The 18615-nt window shown below is 66.9% G+C and carries 19 protein-coding genes; all 19 read left to right on the forward strand.

Annotation, left to right across the window (positions count from 1 at the left end):
* The first annotated feature begins 8 nt into the window (after positions 1-8).
* The 19 genes from ACFC8N_RS42875 to ACFC8N_RS42965 all read left to right on the forward strand — a co-directional run bounded on the left by ACFC8N_RS42875 (position 9) and on the right by ACFC8N_RS42965 (position 18614).
* Complete coding sequence (locus ACFC8N_RS42875) at positions 9-2453, forward strand: phage portal protein (protein ID WP_376295093.1); 2445 nt, start codon at positions 9-11, stop codon at positions 2451-2453.
* Positions 2446-2829, forward strand: coding sequence for an XkdF-like putative serine protease domain-containing protein (locus ACFC8N_RS42880; RefSeq protein WP_376295095.1), 384 nt, complete (start codon positions 2446-2448; stop codon positions 2827-2829). Before ACFC8N_RS42875 ends, ACFC8N_RS42880 begins: the two co-directional genes overlap by 8 nt.
* Positions 2826-4772 carry a hypothetical protein gene (locus ACFC8N_RS42885; RefSeq protein ID WP_376295096.1) on the forward strand — a complete coding sequence of 649 codons (1947 nt, stop codon included), beginning with the start codon at positions 2826-2828 and terminating at the stop codon, positions 4770-4772. The genes ACFC8N_RS42880 and ACFC8N_RS42885 overlap by 4 nt, the downstream gene beginning before the upstream one ends.
* Positions 4773-4847: 75 nt before the next feature.
* Positions 4848-6338 (forward strand): hypothetical protein, encoded by a 1491-nt coding sequence (locus ACFC8N_RS42890; protein ID WP_376295097.1) that lies wholly within the window; start codon positions 4848-4850, stop codon positions 6336-6338.
* 103 nt (positions 6339-6441) lie between these two features.
* Positions 6442-7431, forward strand: coding sequence for an HNH endonuclease signature motif containing protein (locus ACFC8N_RS42895; RefSeq protein WP_376295099.1), 990 nt, complete (start codon positions 6442-6444; stop codon positions 7429-7431).
* Between the two features lie 79 nt (positions 7432-7510).
* Complete coding sequence (locus tag ACFC8N_RS42900) at positions 7511-7861, forward strand: hypothetical protein (protein WP_376295100.1); 351 nt, start codon at positions 7511-7513, stop codon at positions 7859-7861.
* Positions 7862-7901: 40 nt separating this feature from the next.
* Positions 7902-8849 (forward strand): hypothetical protein, encoded by a 948-nt coding sequence (locus tag ACFC8N_RS42905; protein WP_376295101.1) that lies wholly within the window; start codon positions 7902-7904, stop codon positions 8847-8849.
* A gap of 33 nt (positions 8850-8882) precedes the next feature.
* Positions 8883-9593, forward strand: a complete 711-nt coding sequence (locus tag ACFC8N_RS42910) for an HNH endonuclease signature motif containing protein (protein ID WP_376295103.1) — start codon at positions 8883-8885, stop codon at positions 9591-9593.
* A 44-nt stretch (positions 9594-9637) separates the two neighbouring features.
* Entirely contained in the window at positions 9638-9787 is a 150-nt protein-coding gene (locus ACFC8N_RS42915; RefSeq protein WP_376295104.1) for a hypothetical protein, read from the forward strand.
* A gap of 42 nt (positions 9788-9829) precedes the next feature.
* On the forward strand, positions 9830-10303 hold the full coding sequence (locus tag ACFC8N_RS42920) for a hypothetical protein (protein ID WP_376295106.1): 474 nt from the start codon (positions 9830-9832) through the stop codon (positions 10301-10303).
* 14 nt (positions 10304-10317) lie between these two features.
* Positions 10318-10749 carry an HK97 gp10 family phage protein gene (locus tag ACFC8N_RS42925; RefSeq protein WP_376295107.1) on the forward strand — a complete coding sequence of 144 codons (432 nt, stop codon included), beginning with the start codon at positions 10318-10320 and terminating at the stop codon, positions 10747-10749.
* Positions 10750-10751: 2 nt separating this feature from the next.
* Positions 10752-10976, forward strand: coding sequence for a hypothetical protein (locus ACFC8N_RS42930; RefSeq protein ID WP_376295109.1), 225 nt, complete (start codon positions 10752-10754; stop codon positions 10974-10976).
* 3 nt (positions 10977-10979) lie between these two features.
* The gene (locus ACFC8N_RS42935; protein ID WP_376295110.1) at positions 10980-12194 is read left to right on the forward strand and encodes a phage tail tube protein; all 1215 of its coding nucleotides are present in this window, start codon (positions 10980-10982) and stop codon (positions 12192-12194) included.
* Between the two features lie 75 nt (positions 12195-12269).
* Positions 12270-12776 (forward strand): hypothetical protein, encoded by a 507-nt coding sequence (locus tag ACFC8N_RS42940; RefSeq protein WP_376295111.1) that lies wholly within the window; start codon positions 12270-12272, stop codon positions 12774-12776.
* Positions 12777-12847: 71 nt separating this feature from the next.
* Complete coding sequence (locus ACFC8N_RS42945) at positions 12848-15661, forward strand: phage tail tape measure protein (protein ID WP_376295112.1); 2814 nt, start codon at positions 12848-12850, stop codon at positions 15659-15661.
* A gap of 148 nt (positions 15662-15809) precedes the next feature.
* Positions 15810-17099 carry a hypothetical protein gene (locus ACFC8N_RS42950; RefSeq protein ID WP_376295113.1) on the forward strand — a complete coding sequence of 430 codons (1290 nt, stop codon included), beginning with the start codon at positions 15810-15812 and terminating at the stop codon, positions 17097-17099.
* A gap of 9 nt (positions 17100-17108) precedes the next feature.
* Positions 17109-17321, forward strand: a complete 213-nt coding sequence (locus ACFC8N_RS42955) for a hypothetical protein (RefSeq protein WP_376295114.1) — start codon at positions 17109-17111, stop codon at positions 17319-17321.
* Positions 17318-17848 (forward strand): hypothetical protein, encoded by a 531-nt coding sequence (locus ACFC8N_RS42960; protein ID WP_376295115.1) that lies wholly within the window; start codon positions 17318-17320, stop codon positions 17846-17848. The genes ACFC8N_RS42955 and ACFC8N_RS42960 overlap by 4 nt, the downstream gene beginning before the upstream one ends.
* Before the next feature lie 4 nt (positions 17849-17852).
* Positions 17853-18614 (forward strand): hypothetical protein, encoded by a 762-nt coding sequence (locus ACFC8N_RS42965; RefSeq protein WP_376295117.1) that lies wholly within the window; start codon positions 17853-17855, stop codon positions 18612-18614.
* The last annotated feature ends 1 nt before the right edge of the window (position 18615 follow it).

An 18615-nucleotide genomic window follows, 5' to 3' on the forward strand; every position in this document is an offset into this window, starting at 1 on the left:
CCGCATCCATGGGCGTCCGTGACCGCCTCGCACTCCTCCGCAAGGCCTTCGGCACGCAGGCGGCACCCGCCCAGATGCAGGAAGCCGGCGAAGCGGTCGGCCTGGGCCCCACCAAGCCGTTCGCCCCGGGCGAGCCGATCGGCCCCTACGACGGCTACTCCCGCACCCCCCGCAGCCGCGACTTCACCACCGGCTACAACATCGCGACGCGGCCGCGCACCCACGAACGGGTCGCGTTCGACACGCTCAAGGGCCTGATCGAGTCCTACGACATCGCCAGCATGTGCATCTGGCACCGGATCGACTCCATCCGCGCCCTGGAATGGAGCCTCGTCCCGGCCCGCGGATTCAGTGGCGACGCGGACGCGGCCATCGAAGCCGGCCTGCAAGTCCTGGAGAAGCCGGACGGCCAGACACCGTTCGCCGCATGGTTGGCGAAGTACCTGTACGACATCCTGGCTTACGATGCGGGATGCCTGTATCGGCTGCGGAACCGGCGCGGTGACTGCATCGGCCTGTCCGTCGTCGACGGCACGACCATCGCGCCGCTGCTCGACTACTGGGGCCGCACCCCCCAGGCCCCGGCCGAGGGATTCGTGCAGTATGCCCAGGGTTTGCCTTGGAACTGGCTGACCACGAACGACCTGATCTACGAGCCGTTCAGGCCGCGCCCCAACAGCCCTTACGGGACCGCGCCGCTCGAAACGATCCTCCTCAACGCCAACACCGACCTCAGGTTCCAGGCGTACTTCCTGCAGCGATTCACCGAGGGAAACATCCCGCACGCCTTGGCCTCCGCACCGGAGACGTGGACGCCGCAGCAGATCGAGAACTTCCAGGAAACCTGGGACGCCATGATGCTCGGCGACCAGGCCGTCAAGAACCAGATCCGATGGCTCCCCGGCGGCAGCAAGGTCGAATGGTCGAACGAGAAGGACTTCACCGACGCCTTCAGCCTCTTCCTGATGAGGAAGACTGCCGCCGCGTTCCACGTCGTGCCCGCTGATCTCGGGTTCACCGAGAACGTCAACAAGAGCAGCGGCGAATCCCAAGGCGACGTGCAGCACCGGGTAGGCGACCTGCCGCTCGTCGCCCACATCGCGGGAATCCTCACGCACTTCCTCCGCGACGACCTCCATCTTCCGATCGAATTCTCCTTCGACACCGGCCAGGAGAAGGACGACCGCCTGCAGGAAGCGCAGGCCTGGAAGATCTACATCGAGTCCGGCATGGCCAGCGCCGACGAAGGCCGCGAGAAGCTCCTCGGCCTGCCCGGCGACCCGCGCCGACCGACGCCGCGGTTCTTCTCCACGACCCGGCTGGGCCCGGTGCCGCTCCTGTCCATCGAGGGCGTCGCCGGCAAGGTCGACCCGGAGACCTTCGGGCCGGCAGAGGACCAGCAGGTCCTGGACCAGCCGTTTGTCCCGCCGCCCGGTGTGGTCCCGGAGGCGGGCACCACCGACGCCAAGCAGTCACTGGCCGCGCTGGACGCCTACCAGGTGTACAGCCGCCACGAACTCGAGTCCTCGGACGCGGCGCAGTCTGTCGCCAAGGACGGCGAGGCCGGCGGCGCCACAGCCGGTATCACGGCCGAGACCGGGATCACCTCCTACGACCTCGTCGGCCACCACGGTGACGAGGACGACGAAGGGCCGGACGAGGACCAGGAGCAGCTCGTCAAGAGCGAGCTGGCCGCGTTCCGATCCTTCCGCAAGGCTCGCCGGCGGGACGGACGTTGGCGGGACTTCGCGTTCCGGCACGTCGACCCGGTCCAGGCCCACCGGCTCAACGACGGCGGCCGGCTCGCCATCCGCAAGGCCGCGGGCGAAGTGGCGGTTGCCGGGCTCGCAGTCCGTGCCGCGGACACCGGCCGGGTCCTCATGCTCCAGCGCGCGCTGGACGACGAAGACCCGGCAGCCGGCTTCTGGGAATTCCCCGGCGGCCATCTTGAAGGGGACGAGACCCCGCTCCAGGGCGCCTGGCGGGAGTGGGCTGAGGAGACCGGCTGCATCCCCCCACCTGGGGAGAAGACCGGCACCTGGACCAGCCCGAACGGCATCTACCAGGGCATCGTCTGGACCGTCCCGGACGAAAGCTGCGTGCTCACGAACGGCTGCCGCGACACCGTCAGCAACCCTGACGACCCCGACGGCGACCAGGTCGAATCGATCGCCTGGTGGGATCCGGCCCAGCTCCCCGGCAACCCGGCGGTACGGCCCGAACTCCTCGAGGCCATCGAGGACGTGATGACCGCACTCGGCTGCCAGCCGGTAGAGAAGGCCACCGAGCGGCACCGGTGGGTTCCCGACGACAGTGCGTGCGACGTGTGCGACGCCAACGCCGCAGCCGGCTACATCCCCGTCACCAAGGCCTTCCCCAGCGGGCACGACGCCCCGCCGGCCCATCCGAACTGCGGCTGCCGCCTCACGGTCGAAGGAGGGTCGCATGGCTGATGAGCAGCGGTACGTCCTTGGCATCGCGTATCAGGCGGGCCCGGACCCGCGGATCAAGCGCGGTGCCGATGGCGGACGCGACTACTTCACCGAGGCCGAGCTGGAGAAAGCCGCCTGGGGATTCCTCCAGAAGGGCGCCCAGGTCGGCCTGTTCCACGGCCCCGACCAGACTGTCGGGGCCGCCACGGTTGTGGAGTCGTACATCTGGCGCGGCGACGACTGGGACCTCGGCAACGGCACGGTCGTCCGCAAAGGCGACTGGCTCATCGGCGCGATCCTCGACGAGCGCTCCTGGCAGCTCTACAAGTCCGGCCGGATCACCGGCTTCTCGCCGCAGGGACAAGCGCGGCGCATCACCCGACGGAGCAGCGAATGACCTCCCCTGCAGAGGACGAGTTCACCGAGCTCGTCGACGCCGACATCCCGCGCGTGGACCTTGTCGACAAGGCCGCGAACGGCACCACTTTCCTTATCGCCAAGCAGGCCGCCGACGGACAGGCTGGCCTGCTGGAACCCTCCTTCGTCCGCGACCTGATCGGCAAGCCCGAGCCCGTCGAGAAGGCCGAGGAGACGGTGACCATGACCGGCAGTCCCGGCGCCATCGCCCGGATGATCCATGAGGCCGCCGTCCGCAAGACATCCGTCGAAGACACGGTCGTGCGGACAAGCCCGTGGCTCCCGACCGGTGTCCAGGTGCGGTACTTCGATGAGCCGGTCGAGAAGGCGAAGCACGACACCGCCGACCGCAAGCGCATGGCCTCCTCGGGCGCGGCGATGAGCGACGGCTCATACCCGATCGCCGACCGGGCCGACCTCGAGAACGCCATCCACGCCGTGGGTCGCGGGGGAGCCGACCACGACGCCATCCGAAGGCACATCGTCGCCCGAGCCAAGGCCCTGGGCGCGACCAGCATGATCCCCGACAACTGGGCGGCCAACGGCAGCCTGAAGAAGGAGCGCGCCGTGGCCGACGAGGACATGGACCCGATGACCATCATGGCCGACCCCGAGGACGGCGCCCCGGGCAACCCGACCACGCCCGGTTCGCCTGCGTGGGAGGCGATCGACGCGGCCACCGCCCGGAAGTGGACCGGCATCCTCGCCCGAGCGCGGGCGGCGATCGATGTCCTCTCGGACCGGGAGATGATGGAAGCCGCGTCCGGCGCCGACCCCGACGACGAGTACCAGGCGTACGACCTCCAGGACGCCTGCTGCGCCATCGACTACGCCATCAGCGTCCTCGCCCCGTTCGCGGTCGCCGAGCAGGCCGAAGCGGACTGCGGCGAAGAGATGGCCGCCGTCGGTAAGGCCCTCGCCGACTTCGACCCGACCGAGCTCGACACCATCGAGGCCTTCGGCGCGGTCGCCAAGGCCGGGCGCGTGCTGTCCTCCGCGAACGAGGCCGCCATCCGCGGCGCCGTCGACTCCCTCCAGAAGGTCCTCGCGTCCCTGCCCACCGCACCCACCACCGACGAGGAGAGCGGCCGGCCGGTCGCCAAGACCGCCCACGAGGAGGCCGACATGCCCCAGCCGACCCCGTCCGAAGACGTGACCCGCCAGTCCGGAGAGGAGCCCGCCATGGGCGCCCAGCAGGACGAGCCGAAGCCGGTCGCCGGACTGCCCGTCACCGACATGGCCAAGGCGGACGGCGAGAAGGAGATGGTCGCCGTCTACGACCAGAAGGGCCGCCTCGTCGGCATCGTCGACCCGGAGAAGATCACCCGCATCGCCGGTGCCGAATCCGACGACGACGGTGACGACAGCGACGGCGAGGACGCCCCGACGGACGACGACACCGACGGCGCCGACGACGGCGCCCCCGAGACTTCCGACATGGATCCCGCACCCGCGGACCAGGTCGGGACCCCCGCCGACGCCGCACCCAGCGACGACGACGTCACCAAGACCGAACCCACCGAGAAGACCGACAACGCCACCTCGGACGACGTACTCAAGAGCAGCATCACGGATCTGGTCAAGGCGGCACTCGACGCCCACAGCGCCACCCAGACGGAACAGGTCACCAAGGTTGGTGACGCCGTTCTGGAGTTGGCGGAACTCGTCGAGACGCTGAAGGGCCGCATCGGGACGCTGGAAGAGCAGCCCGCCGAGCCGAAGGTGTTCACCAACGGAGCCGTCCCGCCGCGTGACCAACTGCGTGGCCAGGACCGAGGCGCGAACGCGAACGTCGACGTGACCAAGGCAGCCGAGCTGCGCAAGCAGCTGTACGGCGGCACCGCCGCCGAGCAGAACCAGGCCGCCACGGAGATGAACAGCCGCGCCATCGAAGCGCTCCAGGCGATCCACCAGCGGCGATAGCCGCCCTCTCTCTTCCAGACCCAAGCCCCCGAGACGCTGATGCGCCGGGGGCTTTCGCATGCCCAGGAGGCATCCGTGAGTAACCCGCTCGAAAACGTCACCAAGGACACCCTGTCCGCCATCGCCAAGGCGCAGACCAGCGGCATCCTCGAGACGACTGGCATCTACAGTTACGACCTCTCCGAGCTCGTCACCCTCATTCCGGTCGTCACCCCCTTCCGTGACATCGTCGCCCGCAAGGCGTCCCCCGACGGCAACCCCTACGCCGTGTGGCGCGCCATCCTCGACATCACCAAGTCCCAGCCCGACCCGGCCGTCGCGTTCGACTACGCCGCGAACGAAGTGTCGTTCAACGAGCAGGACTTCCAGGCCCGCTACAAGCCCCTCGCCTACGCCGGCCTCGTCACCCAGGACGCCTACGACCTGGCCAAGGGCTACGCCGACCCCTACGCCGTCGCCACGTTCAACGTGCTGAACCAGCTGCTGATCGCCGAGGACCGCAAGCTCCTCGGCGCCCAGAGCTTCGCGCTCGCCGCCCCGGCCGCCCCGGTCGTCACCCAGCACGCCACCGGCGGCACCATCGGCGCCGTCAGCCTGTACGTCGGCGTCGCCGCCCGCACCGGCTCCGGCTACTACTACGGCTCCGGCAACTCCCAGGGCACCAGCAGCGTCATCAGCACCTTCGGTTCCGGCTCGACCAACTCGGTCACCGCCACCGTCACCGCCGTCCGCGGCGCCGTCGCCTACGACTGGTTCTACAGCGCGAACGGCTCGACCTGGTACTACTACACCACCACGTCGACCAACAGCGTCACCATCACGCAGACGATCGCCTCCAACCAGGCCCTGCCGACGAACCTGCCGGACCTCTCCACCAACTGGAAGGGCAGCGCCGGCGTCCCGACCATCAACACCTCCGCCGACAACGGCTCCGCGAACGCCGCCGACTACGACGGCTTCATGGCGAGCTTGACGGGCGACTACAACGGCTCCGGCCAGTGGGTCCAGCCCGGCACCGGCACCGCCAACCCGTCCATCTTCAAGAGCCTCGACGGCGCGGCGCTCACCCTCACCGGCGGCACCATCACCGAGATCGAAGCCAACCTGTTCCTCCCGCTGTGGAACCAGGTCAAGACCAGCCCCACCGCCATCATGGTCAACGCGGCGCAGGCACAGGAGATCGCCAACCTGATCCTCGGATCCTCCTCGGCGACCACCTACCTCAACACCGACACCAGCGGCCGTGTCTCCGTGACCGCCGGCGGCCGGGTCGGTGAGATCGTCAACGCCCCCGCCGGCGGCGTGACCGTGCCCATCGAGGTCCACACCTCCCTCCCCCCGGGCACCATCATCGCCCGCACCGACAGGGTCCCGTTCCCCCAGGCCAACATCAGCTCCGTCCTCGAGTGCCGCACCCTCCGCGACACCGCCCAGTTCGACTACGGGATCAACCGCAACCCCGGCGTCGCAGGCGGAGGCCCTCGAAAAGAATTCGAGCTCAGAACTGTCAGCGCTTTCCTTAATAGGGCTCCCGTAGCGATGGCGGTCATGAGTAACGTCGCCTAGTTAGAGGGTGCTCTGAGCTGCATAAATGCTCTGAGCGACAGTGTATTTGACGGGCAATCACTGGTACCCTGTAGAGAGTCGATTCTCTCTACAGGGGGCCAGCATGACCGTCCGCACCGGCGGCGTGTGCACAGTCAAAGACTGCGAAAAACCGAAGTTCGGGCGTGGCTGGTGCCAGATGCACTACGCCCGCTGGCAGGACCATGGCGACCCGCTGCACCCCGTCCAGCGGTACGTTCGGCAAGGCGCAACATGCAGCGTCGATGGCTGCGACAGCAAGCCCAGAAGCCTCGGTATGTGCGGCACGCACGGAGACCGCTTTCGCCGATACGGCGAGACAACGGAACCGCGCGAGCGCCGGTTCTGGGCGAAGGTCGACAAGGATGGCCCCATACCGGAGCAGCGTCCCGACCTCGGACCCTGTTGGGTCTGGACTGGGTACATTAACTCGGTCACCGGCTACGGCAACTTCGGCGGCCGTAAGGCCGGAACGCAGCTCGTCCACCGGATCGCCTACCAGTACCTGGTGGGCCCGATCCCGGCGGGGAAGCACCTCGACCACTTGTGCAGGCGACGCGAGTGCCTTCGGCCGAGCCACTTGGAGCCCGTGACCCCGCGCGAGAACATCCGACGCGGTGACCAAGGAGCCTTCTGGGGGTACGTGCACGAGGCACCGCCTCCACCACCGAAGGCACCCCGCCCCGACCGGTGTACGGAGTGTGGCGGTGACAAGCCGATCTACAAGCGGACGTTGTGTCGTCCGTGCTACCGCAGGTGGCTCAAGGACCCGAGTGTGGAGCGGCCGTCGAAGCGGACGGCAGAGCAGCGGTTCTGGGAGAAGGTTGAGAAGACCGACTCCTGTTGGTTGTGGATAGCGGGGATCAACCGGCATACCGGCTATGGGCGGTTTGGCTTGAGGCACGGCCAAATGGTTGACGCGCATCGGTACGCCTACGAGATTGCCAACGGCCCGATACCCGAGAAGCACGACGTGCATCACACCTGTCACGTTCGGCACTGCGTGAACCCGTCTCATCTTGAGGCAGTCACCCGCTCCGAGAACCTGCGTCTGCGCAAGGTGCGCCGCGCCTGACCGAACCAAGACCACTGAAGGCCGAGGGCTCCGATGCTCTCGGCCTTTCGCATTCCCTGACACCCTCAAGGAGCACGCTATGCGCCTCTACTCGCGCACGGGCGCGACCGCGCTCGACGACCCCACCTACGGCCACATCGAAGCCAACGCCGACGGCGGCTTCGACTTCCCCAACGAACTCTCCGACCAGCTCCACGGCTTCTGCGTCAACGGTCAGCCGCTGTGGGAGACCGACGTCGAACGCCAGCACCGCCTCATCAACGAGGAGCTGGAGCGGCGCAAGGACCCGGCGACGCTGCTTGGTGCCGTTGAGCAGCTTGTGAAGGCGGCGCAGGCCACGAAGGCGCTCGCAGATCCGGCTGAGTCCAAGCCAGCCCCGGCCAAGCGCGCCTCGAAGCGCACCGCACCACCGCCCAAGACCGCCGAGTAGCCGGAAGCACTGAGTAGCTTGGCCGTGAGGGGGTGAAGGCATGACCCTCGGAACGCCGTACGTGACCCCGCAGATGCTGATGAACGCCCCTACAGGCGTCTCGTGGTCGCTTATTCCGCAGCCCAAGTCTGGTGGGACTCCGGAGCAAATGGCGGAAGTCACCTCGATCTGCTGGCGTGCCACGTCCATCGTGGACGCGTACTGCAACCAGGTGCTTCGGTCCACGGTCGACAATGAGTACCTACAGGGGCCGGGCGCGCCGCGGGTCGGGATCCAACAGGGCACGGGCAACGGGCTGCTGGTGATGCGGCGCTGGCCGGTGACGCAGGTCCTGGCGATTCAGACGTCGTCAAACCGCACCTTCCCGAGGGCGTGGTCAACGGTTCCTGCGGGCCAGTACGACATCCTGCACCCGCTGATCAATCAGTACACCGACAGCGCTTCGGCCACGATGCCGGACGGCGGGTCGTCGATCCTGGTCGCGCCTGGGTACATCGTGGACTGGTACGGCCGTAACGGGCAGCGGATCCTGGTCAGCTACACCAACGGTTGGCCGCACAGCAGCCTCACGGCCAGCGCTGCGGCCGGGGCCACCACGATCAGCGTGGACGATGTGACCGGTTGGGCCGGAGCGGCCGGCTTCGTCTACGACGGCGCATCCACGGAGCCGGTCTCGGTCACCTCGGTTGCCGCGACGACACCGATGCAGCTCCCCAACGGCGCTGGCACCGCGCAGACGGGCCCAGGCACCGTCACTCTCTCTGCGCCCCTGTCCGCTGCGCACACGGCCGGGACGGTGGTCTCCGCGCTACCGGCCAGCGTCCTGTGGGCCACGGTGCTGGCCGCCGCGGCACAGGCGCTGGAGTCCGGGATCACATCGGTGTCGATCCAGAACATCCCCGGGTCGGAGACGACCGGTGGCAAGGGCGTCGAGGACCTGATCACCGAGTACGAAGTGTTGCTCGAGCCATTTCGCAGAATTGTATGAGAGGTATTCCTCCACCATTGCTACAATTCTCTCATGGCGATGTGTACCGTCAACGACTGCGAAGAGCCCGTAACCGGCCACGGATTCTGTTCGAAGCACTACCAGCGGTGGAGGTCGCACGGCGACCCATCGATCGTGCTCAAGCCGTATGGGCGTCGACTCAAGCCGACGTGCAACGTCGAGGGCTGCGACCGAACAACCGTCGCTCGTGGAATGTGCGGGAAGCACTACCAGCGGTGGGCCAAGTATGGCGACGCACTTTCCATCAAGCAGGACCGCGACCAGACCCCACAGGAACGCTTCTGGTCGAGGGTTGACAAGAACGGCCCTATCCCAGAGCACTGCCCAGAACTCGGCCCCTGCTGGGTATGGACAGGTGGATTGGCCGAGGGCTACGGGGCGTTCTGGCTAGACGGCCGCCAGGAGCGAGCACACATCGTCGCCTACACCTGGGCCAAAGGCGAGATCGCCGAAGGGCACGAACGGGATCATCTCTGCCGCAACCGAGCGTGTGTGCGCCCGGATCACCTTGAAGCCGTCGAGCACTGGACCAACGTCGCTCGCGGCATTTCTCCTCACGGAGTGAACGCCGCCAAGACGCACTGCAATCAAGGCCACCCATTCGACACGGCCAACACCTATATCAATCCCAAGGGCGCGAGAGTTTGCCGAGCCTGTGCGCGTGCGCGACACGATCGCTGGGCGGCCAAGAAACGTGCAGCGAAGAAGCAACTGGCGAGTTAGAGGCTGTCACTTCGCATGACGGCCTCCACGAGAAGGAGCATGTCATGGCACGTCATTGGGGTCACCGTCGGTCCGCCCACGCCGCGAAGAAGGCCATCGTCCACAAGTCCCGTACGAAGAGGGCGAAGGACTTCCATGTCGGCCGTAAGGGCGGTACTCACGTGCGGACCGTCAACGCCCCGAAGACCTGGTGACGTGCTGTGCCGCTCAACTCCGTGCAGCGGTACCTTCAGGGCTTGCTCGACGGTACGCCGGTGCCGAGCCCTACGGGTGGCTCGCAGACGCTGACGGCGTGGGTGACCCCACCAACGGTCGAGGATCTCGATGGGCCCCGCGCGTACGTGTGGGGCGGCAGACAGCATGGGCACCGGCAGACGATGCCGCGGGCCAAGCCCAACGAGCCGGAGACGGGCGGCTACCGGTGGATCGACCACACGATCGACATCTACCTCGTCTACCTCGCGAACCCGGACGACACCGAGCTTGACCAGGAGTTCCCGCTACTGATCGACGCGGTGCTGGCCCAGCTATGGAACGCCGAGATGCCGACGAAGATCCAGGACTCGACCACGGGTGTGGTCTCCCAGGTGCTGCTGGTCGGCGAGGACTGGGAGATCGAGTACCCGCCCGTGCACGCTCCGGCGACGCAGCGGATGGTCTATTACTCCTGCCGCATCGCGATGGACGTCCGTGAGGCGGTGCAAGGGTGAGTATCCAGGTCAAGGTGTCGCGGCCGAAGCGTGGACTGGCCGGCCCGTACCGGTTCAAGACGATCGCCGCGGCCTGGGGTGCTGAGGTCACCCCGCTCGTGGAGCGTGCGCTCAAGGACAAGGCGCCGGTCGCCAAGGAGAACGGTGGCCGGCTGCGGGAGTCCATCAAGCACAAGCAGCTCAACGCGTCGGGCCTGACGGTCACCTTTTACACGGAAGTGCCGTACGCCAAGTACGTGCTCGACGGGACGCGCCCGCACGAGATCCGGCCGCGCACGGCAAAGGCTCTGCACTGGAAGGGCGCAGGCGGCGACGTGTTCGCCCAGGTCGTCAACCACCCGGGCACGAAGGCCAACAAGTTCCCCGAGCGGGCCATCAAGCCGCTCTTGCCGGCGCTGAAGGGCCGGTTCAGGCAGATCTCCATCGAAGCCCTAGGAGGCGAATAGCCGTGAGGCTGCGCTACATCGGCGCCGGGCCGGTCACTTTCGTCGAGGCGGGTGAGCTGGAGCCGGGCGACGAGTTCACCGTGTCCGACGACCTGGCCGACGGCTGGCTGCGTCGCGCCGACATCGAGGAAGCACCGTCCGAGCCCGAGCCGGAGCCTGCGCCGGTGAGGTCGCGGAAGGCGTCGAAGACTACCGAGCCCGCCGCTGACGCGGCCCCCGAGGAGTAGGCCATGCCGTACCCCACGATCCAAGAGCAGTCGGGTGCGCGCTCCGCAACCGGCATGGCCAAGGAGCCCGGCTTCGGCCAGGCGACGACCCCCACCACCTTCCTGCCGGTGTCCGCCAACACGATGGAGGTCGACCCGGGCTGGTTCTCCCCGACGCTGATGCAGGGCTTCAGGGACAAGCAGATCTACAACCTCCAGGGTGAGCAGAAGCTCGCCGGAGCGATCACCGGGCCGATCTTTCCGTCCAATGCGATGGCGTTGATGGTCGCTTCCATCGGTGCGGATGCGGCGCCCGGGGCTGGGGTTACAGGCACTGTCGGGTCTGGGTCCACCACGCTGAGCGGTACCGTCTCGGCCGGTGCTACGTCCATCACTGTGGCGTCCGCCTCCGGGTTCATTACCGGGCAGGTCGTGCAGATCGACGTGAACTCGGGGACGACGACGACCTCCGAGTGCCGCAAGATCACCGTGAGTGGTACGACGTTCACCCTGGACTCTTCGCTGACTTACGGTCACATCTCAGGTGTGGCTGTGATCGGTGTGGTCGCCCCGTACACGCACACGATCAGCCAGGCCAACACGCTTCCGTCACTGACCATCGAAAAGAACTTGGGTGGCTTCCAGAGCCTCCAGTTCGCGGGCTGCCGCGCGAACAAGTTCGACATCAAGGCGCCGGTCGGCAACAGCCCCGTGGAGATCACGGCGGACATGATGGCCCAGTCCGTGGCGATCCTGAACAACCCGACCCCGATCTCGGTGGTGAATGAGGCGCCGTTCGTCTTCGCCGAGGCGGCACTGACCATCTACGGATCGTCCCGTGCTGAGGCCAGCAACGTCGCCATCTCCGTGGAGAACGGCATCAAGGAGACGTACACCTTCGGCAACCACGGGCCCGCGTTCCTCACGCCGGTGAACTTGCACGTCAACGGCACGATCGACCTGGTGTGGTCGAGCTTGAACGACGCGACCTACGGCGACTTCAACCGGATGCAGAACAACACCCTCGGGGCGCTCACGTTCTCGCTGACGCACCCGTCGAGCGGCGGCACGATCACGATCAACCTGCCGCAGATCGCGCTTAGCAAGTACGCCAACGACCTCAAGGCCGAGGACGTGATCATGTCGTCGCTGACCTACGAGGCTTCCCGGCCCCTGTCCGGTGCCTCGCAGTACACGATCTCGGCGACGGTCGTGAACTCGGTCTATACGGCGTACTGAGCCACCTTCCATCCCGACGCCCTGAGCCGCCCTGGCCGGGGCCTTTTTCATGCCCGCACCCTCAGGAGCACCCTCATGGGCTTTCTGTCCGCCTACTCGGACACCCGCAAGATCGATCTCGGCGGCGGGTACTGGGTCGAGATCAAAGAGTGCCTCTCCATCGTGGAGAAGCAGCGTGCCGAGAAGGCCCTCTCGTCGGGGCCGGTGTTCGACCAGAACGGCCGCGGCAGCGCGCAGATGGACATGCCCGCGTTCCACACCGAGATGGTCGTGGCCTCGATCACGGCCTGGAACCTCGACGAGGACGACGGCACCGTCTGGCCGCTGACCCCCGAGCCGGTGAAGCGCAAGAACGTTGCCCGGTTGCCCGCATCGGTGTTCGACCAGATCTTCAAGGAGGTCGACGAGTTGAACGGGCCGAAGCCGGCCCGGGAGCGGGCCCAGTTTCCTGAGCCGGGCCTCGGGGGCGATCCGGATGGGCACGGAGGGGCCACCGAGCCTGGGGACGTTCTGGGCGGAGCAGCAGCTGTGGCAGCGCCTGGGGCTGCGCCGTCAGGACCTGGAGACCCGTCCGTGGCGTGAGGTCGAGGACTACCTCCTCTACATCCAGCTGATCACCCGCGAAGAGCAGGCGCAGCAGAGGAGGGCGAACAGTGGCCGGGGCTGAGATGTTCACCGTCCTTGCGGTACTGGAGGCACGCGACCGGATCTCCGGGCAGCTGGAGAAGGCCGAGGGCGCGGTCGGCAGGTTCTCCGAGTCGCTCCAGCGCATGGCGGGGACGGCGGAGGAGGCTGGCGCCAGGACGGACGAGGCTCTCCTGCAGACCGCGTCTGGTACAGACGCGGTGGAGCTTGCCGACGCCCGCCTGGCTGCGGCCCGGGACAAGTTGACTGCGGCGACCGAGCGGCAGGCCGAGGCGGAGCGGGCGCTCCTCGAGGCACAGGGCTCGATCGCGAGCGAGGAATCGCTGGCGGCGGCGGCCGACAAGGTGGCCGGTGCCGAGGAGCGTGCGGCTGCGGCGGCGCAGCAGTTGAAAGTCGCGCAGGACGAGCTGGCGGCGGCGAAGGAGGCCGAAGCTACCGAGGCGGAGTTGGGCCGGGCGGCCGAGGCTGTCCAGATGGCCGACGAGCGGGCCGCGCTCGCCGTGAAGGAACTCACGGCCGCGCAGAAGGAGCAGGCAGCTCTTGTCACGCGCGCGGACGTGGTCATGGCCGCTGATGCGCTGGCAGTGGCGGAGAAGCGGGCGGCTGTAGCGTCCGGGGAGCTGACCGACGCGGAGAGGGTGCAGGCGGACACGGCGGCGGCATCGGCGGCGAAGACCGATGAGGCCGCAGCCGCGCAGGGCCGGTTCAGCGGGGTGATGGCCAAAGGCAAAGCCGTGATGGCCGGCGTCCAGAAGGCGGCCATGTACTCAGGTGTCGCGGTGGCGGCGATCGGCTACGAGTCGATCAAAGCGGCAAGGACCTATGAGTCGTCGACAACCCGCCTAGTCACGTCTGCCGGTGAGACGAACGACAAGCTGAACATGGTCCGTCAGGGCATGGTGGAGATGGCTGGGCAGGTAGGTGTCTCGGCGGACGACCTGTCGAAGGCTATGTACTACGTGGAGGCGGCCGGCTACCACGCCGCCGATGGTCTGACGGTGCTGAAGGCGGCGGCGCAGGGTGCGGCGGCGGAAGGCGCGGACACGACGACCGTGGCGCAAGCGCTGACGGACGTCCTGAAGGACTACCACATGAAGGCGTCGGCGGCGGCCGACGTCACCTCCAAAATGATCACAGCTGTGGCGCACGGCAAGACCAATTTGCAAGATTTCTCCGCTGCGTTCGCGTCGATCGTTCCCGCCGCATCCGGAGCCGGCATCTCTTTCAATGACGTTGGAGCCGCGCTCGCCAACATGACGAACCATGGCTTCACCGCCTCGAGGGCGAGCCAGAATCTCGCGCAGGCGCTGCGAAGCCTGCTCAACCCGACGACGCCGATGAAGAAGGCGTTTGACGAGTTTGGGGTCTCGGCGGACACGTTGAAGTCCAAGCTGCACGGCCCGAACGGCTTGACGGACGCTATGCAGTACCTGTCCGAGGCGGCGTCGAAGGCGGGCAAGGAGGGTACGCCTGAGTTCGCTGCGGCGCTCAAGAGGCTGATGGGTACGGCGCCGGGAGCGAACGCGGCGCTCTCCACGGTCGGCGCGAATATGAAGGACACCAACGACACGATCAAAGCGATGTCCAAGTCCACGGCTGACGCTCACGGCAAGGTCAAGGGCTTCGCCGAGGTGCAGCAGACCTTGGGCTTCAAGATGGCTTCGGCCAAGGCCGCGATTCAGAGCACGGGTATCGCGATCGGCACGGCGTTGCTGCCGATGGTCACCAAGATTTTCACCGAGGTCAACAAAATCCTCCTGCCGCTGGCTGAATGGGCTCAGAAGCATCAGAAATTGGTGATGCTGATCTTCGCGGGTGTGGGTGCGTTCGTCGCCATCGCAGGCGCGATCAAACTGATGAGCATCGCGATGGGCATTCTCAACACGGTGATGGAAGCAAACCCCATCGCGCTGATCATCATCGCAATAGCGGCCCTGGTCGGGGCGTTTATCTATTGCTGGGACCACTTCAAGTCGTTCCGGGACTTCTGGAAGGGCGCCTGGAAGGACATCCAGGGTGCTGCCGAGGCTGGCTTGCACTTCATCGAACACGCGTTCGCAAGTATCGTCGGGCGGGTCGAGTCGGCCTGGGCGATGGTCCGGGCCATATCGACCGGGCTCTGGCACTGGTTCGTCAGCTTCGTCGCGTCCCAGGTCAGATCGATCGAGGCTCGAATCGCCTGGTTTGGCCACCTGGGCTCGATGTTCGCAGGCTGGATGTCGTCCGTCAGTCACGCCGTTTCATCCGGAATTAGCACGGTTGTCCGATTCTTCGAGAACCTGCCGCACACCATCCTCAGCCTGCTGTCCGGAGCCGGATCGTGGCTGGTCGGTGTCGGCGTCAACCTCGTCGAAGGGCTGTGGAACGGCATCGCCTCAATGGGCTCATGGCTGTACAGCCAGATCTCGGGCTGGATCAAGTCCGTGGTCCCCGGCCCTGTCCTGAAGGTGCTTGGGATCTCCTCGCCGTCGAAGTGGGCGCACTGGGCCGGTCAGATGGTCGGCCAGGGCCTCGCCAACGGTGTCCTCGGCTCGCAGAGCACGGTGGCGACCGCAGCCAACCAGTTGGCCAAGGCAGTCACCGGCACGGCCGCAGGCACCCTCTCGGCCGGGCTGACGGTCACCGGCACCGCAGTGCCAGCATTCACGGGCACACCGGGCCTGGTCGGAGGCAGTGCTGCGGGTGGGGGCGCGCCGTCGGTCGTCATCGACATCCACGGCAACTACATCCTGTCTGACGCCGACACGAAGAAGCTCGCCGACCGGATTAGCCAGCAGATTCCACACGCCCTTGCGGCGGCCGGCGTCAGGATCCGCGGGTGAGTGACCAGCCGCGGGGTTCATCGCACGCGCACAGGGGCGGGGGTGACGTGTGGTCGCCACCCCCAACCTGACGTTTACGATCACACCGCCGGGCGGGTCGTCCACGGACTACACCCAGTACCTGGCCTGGTCCGGGGCCCAGGCTCAGATGACGATCACGCAGAACTTCGGCCGGCAGGGCGACACCGCGATCTTCCCGCTTGTCGACGAGTTCGTGTCGACGCCGCACTTCTGGATCCCGGTGTTTTCGCAGGTGAAGCTGGTCGACAACGCGATCGGGCAGACGCTGTTCGCCGGGGTCGTCACGAAGCCGGTGCAGGATGCGACGTCGCCGACGCGGAACGAATGGACTCTGTACTGCACGGACTACACGTTCTATGCCGACAACGCCATCGTCCACGGCACGTACGTCGGGCAGACGGTGGACCAGATCATCGTGTCGCTCACGGCGCAGGCGAACTGCGGCATCTCCGCCAAGCAGCTATCGCACGGCGGCTACGTGGCCCCGGGCCCGCAGCTCGCATCCTTCGTCCTCAACTACACCACGCTGTCGGATGCGTGGCGGCGGCTGGCGACGTTGGCCGGGCAGGTCACACCGTATGGCTGGTATGTCGATGAGAACCGTCGTGTGCACTTCTACGACGCCACCACCGCGCTCTCCTCAGGGGTGACCTTCACGACGATCCCGACCGCGACCAACGGTTCGACGACCGAGGGCCACATCTACTCGGAGAACCAGTTCGGCTACGAATGGGACGGCACCTCGGTCAGGAACCGGATCCTGGTTCAGGGCGCCAACCAGTCCATCACCTACGGCTCCGTGGCCCACAGCAAACCGACGGACACGTGGGTCGGCAACGGCTACCAGACGGCGTGGCCGCTCCGGTACACGGTCACGAACCAGCCGGTGCTGTACGTGGGCGGCGTGTCCAAGTCTGTGACCACCGTGAACGCGGGCGCGTCGAGCAATGCGACGTGGCAGGTCATTCAGGACTCGATCGGGAAGTGGTCGTTGGTCACCACCGGGGCTGCACCGGGCCCGGGTGTCGTGCTCAAGATTTGGTACGACTACCTCGTTCCCGTCACTGCCGCAGCCAACGACTACGCCTCCCAGCACAAGTACACGGGCCCGAACGGCGGGGTCTTCACCGAGTACATCAACGACACCTCGCTGACCACCGTGCCGATGGCCCTCGCCCGTGCGATGCGGCAGCGCACCGAGTACGCCGACGCGGTCGAGCGGATCACGTTCACCTGCGGCGAGGACTTCCTTGGCTGGGTCCGCTCCGGCCAGACGTGCTCGATCCGCAACACGTTGGTCCGGGACGTGCAGAACAATCAGTGGGGCGTCTGGGACCAGTTCATCGTCATCGGCAACACCGTGACCTTCGTCGCCGGCGGCTACCGGCAGTGCCAGATCACCGCCGTCCGACTCTGAGGAGGCATCGTGCCTGGCGTGTTCCGGCCCATGAACCTCGTCGACGTGCTGGGAACGCTGAACCAGCAGAACGGCCAGCAGCAGGACCAGACCGTGAACGGCCTCGGGAACTTCGGCGAGACCGACGAGACCCTCGGCGCCATCGACACCGTGACGGCCACGCTCAACGTCACTGCAGCGACGTACGACTCGGGACAGTGGGGGCAGTTCACTTGGGGATGACCAGGCCGAACGGCGGCGGATTCAACATCCACGGCCGCCTGTCCGTCACCACGGTCCGGCCCGACGGCACCGTCCGAGAGCGCCGCGAAGGCGACAACATCACCTGCACGAACGGGCTCACCGCGTTCGCCGCGGCCCTCGTCTGGGCCGGCATCCAGGACCAGGCCGCGAACCTCGGCGTCACCTCGCCGACGTTCCTGACGCCGCTGTTCGGAGCGATCGGCACCGGCAACGGCACCGTCGCAGCGTCGGATACGGCCCTGTTCTCGGAATACGCCCGGCAGACCGTCGGCGCTGGCGGCTCCACCCCGGCCACGGCATCGCTGAACGCGCAGACGACGTGGCTCTTCTATTTCCCATCGCCGACGAGCACGCTGACGATCACTGAGGCCGGGCTGTTCTCCGGCGCGACCAGCGTCCTCGGCTCTGGCGTCATGCTCGATCACTGGGCGTTCAGCCCTGTGCTGACGTTCCTGACCACGGACACTTTGATCTTGCAGGCTAGCTTCGCCATCTCGGGGAGCTGAGGCCATGTCGCAGATCCCCGCCTACGCCGCGGCCGTCAGCGGCCAGCCCGGGAACGCCGGCCAGGTCAACCAGCTGCTGGGCGCCCACACGTCTCTCGTGGCCTACGGTGCGGGGACGGTGCAGGCGTCACAGACCACCGCGAGCACGAGTTACCAGACGACGGCTGGGCAGTGGCTGGCGCAGCAGTTCATGACCGGCGGCGCCCAGACCGCGATCGGTCAGGTACGGATCCAGCTCAGTACGGTCGGCGGTTCGCCGACGTCCGCTGTGATCCCGCCTCTGACGCTGAGCCTGTACGCGGACCTGGGGGGCTTGCCAACGGGCAGCGCGCTGGCGAGCGTGATCGTGAATGAGGAGTGGATCTACTCGGCGCCCTACTGGGTGACGCTGCCCCTCATGGCCACCGGGCTGACGCCCGGCACGTTCTACCAGCTGGTGATCTCACCGGTGGGGACGTCCTCCCAGTACTACGTGTGGCACCAGTCGAATCAGATCGCCGGTTCGTCGACGTCCTCGGACGGGGTCACCTGGACGGCCTCCTCCTACGGGCTGGTCTACCAGGTGTACGACAACGCCGGGTCGGGGGTGCTGCCGACGATGCTCGTGGACGACACCGGGCAGCGGTGGACGCAGTTCACCTACAACGCGCAGGGCCTGCCCGCCACGATCACCGAGTTCACGGCAGCACAGAACGGCTCATCAAGCTACCTGTACTCGAACCGCTCTCTGACGTACAGCGGCGGCCTACTGACGGGGGTGAACTGAC

This window comes from Streptomyces sp. NPDC055966 (assembly GCF_042269865.1).
Taxonomy (GTDB): domain Bacteria; phylum Actinomycetota; class Actinomycetes; order Streptomycetales; family Streptomycetaceae; genus Streptomyces.

Coding starts and splice junctions, on each gene's coding strand:
- ACFC8N_RS42915 (WP_376295104.1), top strand. CDS start 9,638: ATGGCACGTCATTGGGGTCACCGTCGGTCCGCCCACGCCGCGAAGAAG.
- ACFC8N_RS42880 (WP_376295095.1), top strand. CDS start 2,446: ATGGCTGATGAGCAGCGGTACGTCCTTGGCATCGCGTATCAGGCGGGC.
- ACFC8N_RS42940 (WP_376295111.1), top strand. CDS start 12,270: ATGGGCTTTCTGTCCGCCTACTCGGACACCCGCAAGATCGATCTCGGC.
- ACFC8N_RS42965 (WP_376295117.1), top strand. CDS start 17,853: ATGTCGCAGATCCCCGCCTACGCCGCGGCCGTCAGCGGCCAGCCCGGG.
- ACFC8N_RS42875 (WP_376295093.1), top strand. CDS start 9: ATGGGCGTCCGTGACCGCCTCGCACTCCTCCGCAAGGCCTTCGGCACG.
- ACFC8N_RS42960 (WP_376295115.1), top strand. CDS start 17,318: ATGACCAGGCCGAACGGCGGCGGATTCAACATCCACGGCCGCCTGTCC.
- ACFC8N_RS42905 (WP_376295101.1), top strand. CDS start 7,902: ATGACCCTCGGAACGCCGTACGTGACCCCGCAGATGCTGATGAACGCC.
- ACFC8N_RS42900 (WP_376295100.1), top strand. CDS start 7,511: ATGCGCCTCTACTCGCGCACGGGCGCGACCGCGCTCGACGACCCCACC.
- ACFC8N_RS42935 (WP_376295110.1), top strand. CDS start 10,980: ATGCCGTACCCCACGATCCAAGAGCAGTCGGGTGCGCGCTCCGCAACC.
- ACFC8N_RS42910 (WP_376295103.1), top strand. CDS start 8,883: ATGGCGATGTGTACCGTCAACGACTGCGAAGAGCCCGTAACCGGCCAC.
- ACFC8N_RS42885 (WP_376295096.1), top strand. CDS start 2,826: ATGACCTCCCCTGCAGAGGACGAGTTCACCGAGCTCGTCGACGCCGAC.
- ACFC8N_RS42950 (WP_376295113.1), top strand. CDS start 15,810: ATGACGATCACGCAGAACTTCGGCCGGCAGGGCGACACCGCGATCTTC.
- ACFC8N_RS42895 (WP_376295099.1), top strand. CDS start 6,442: ATGACCGTCCGCACCGGCGGCGTGTGCACAGTCAAAGACTGCGAAAAA.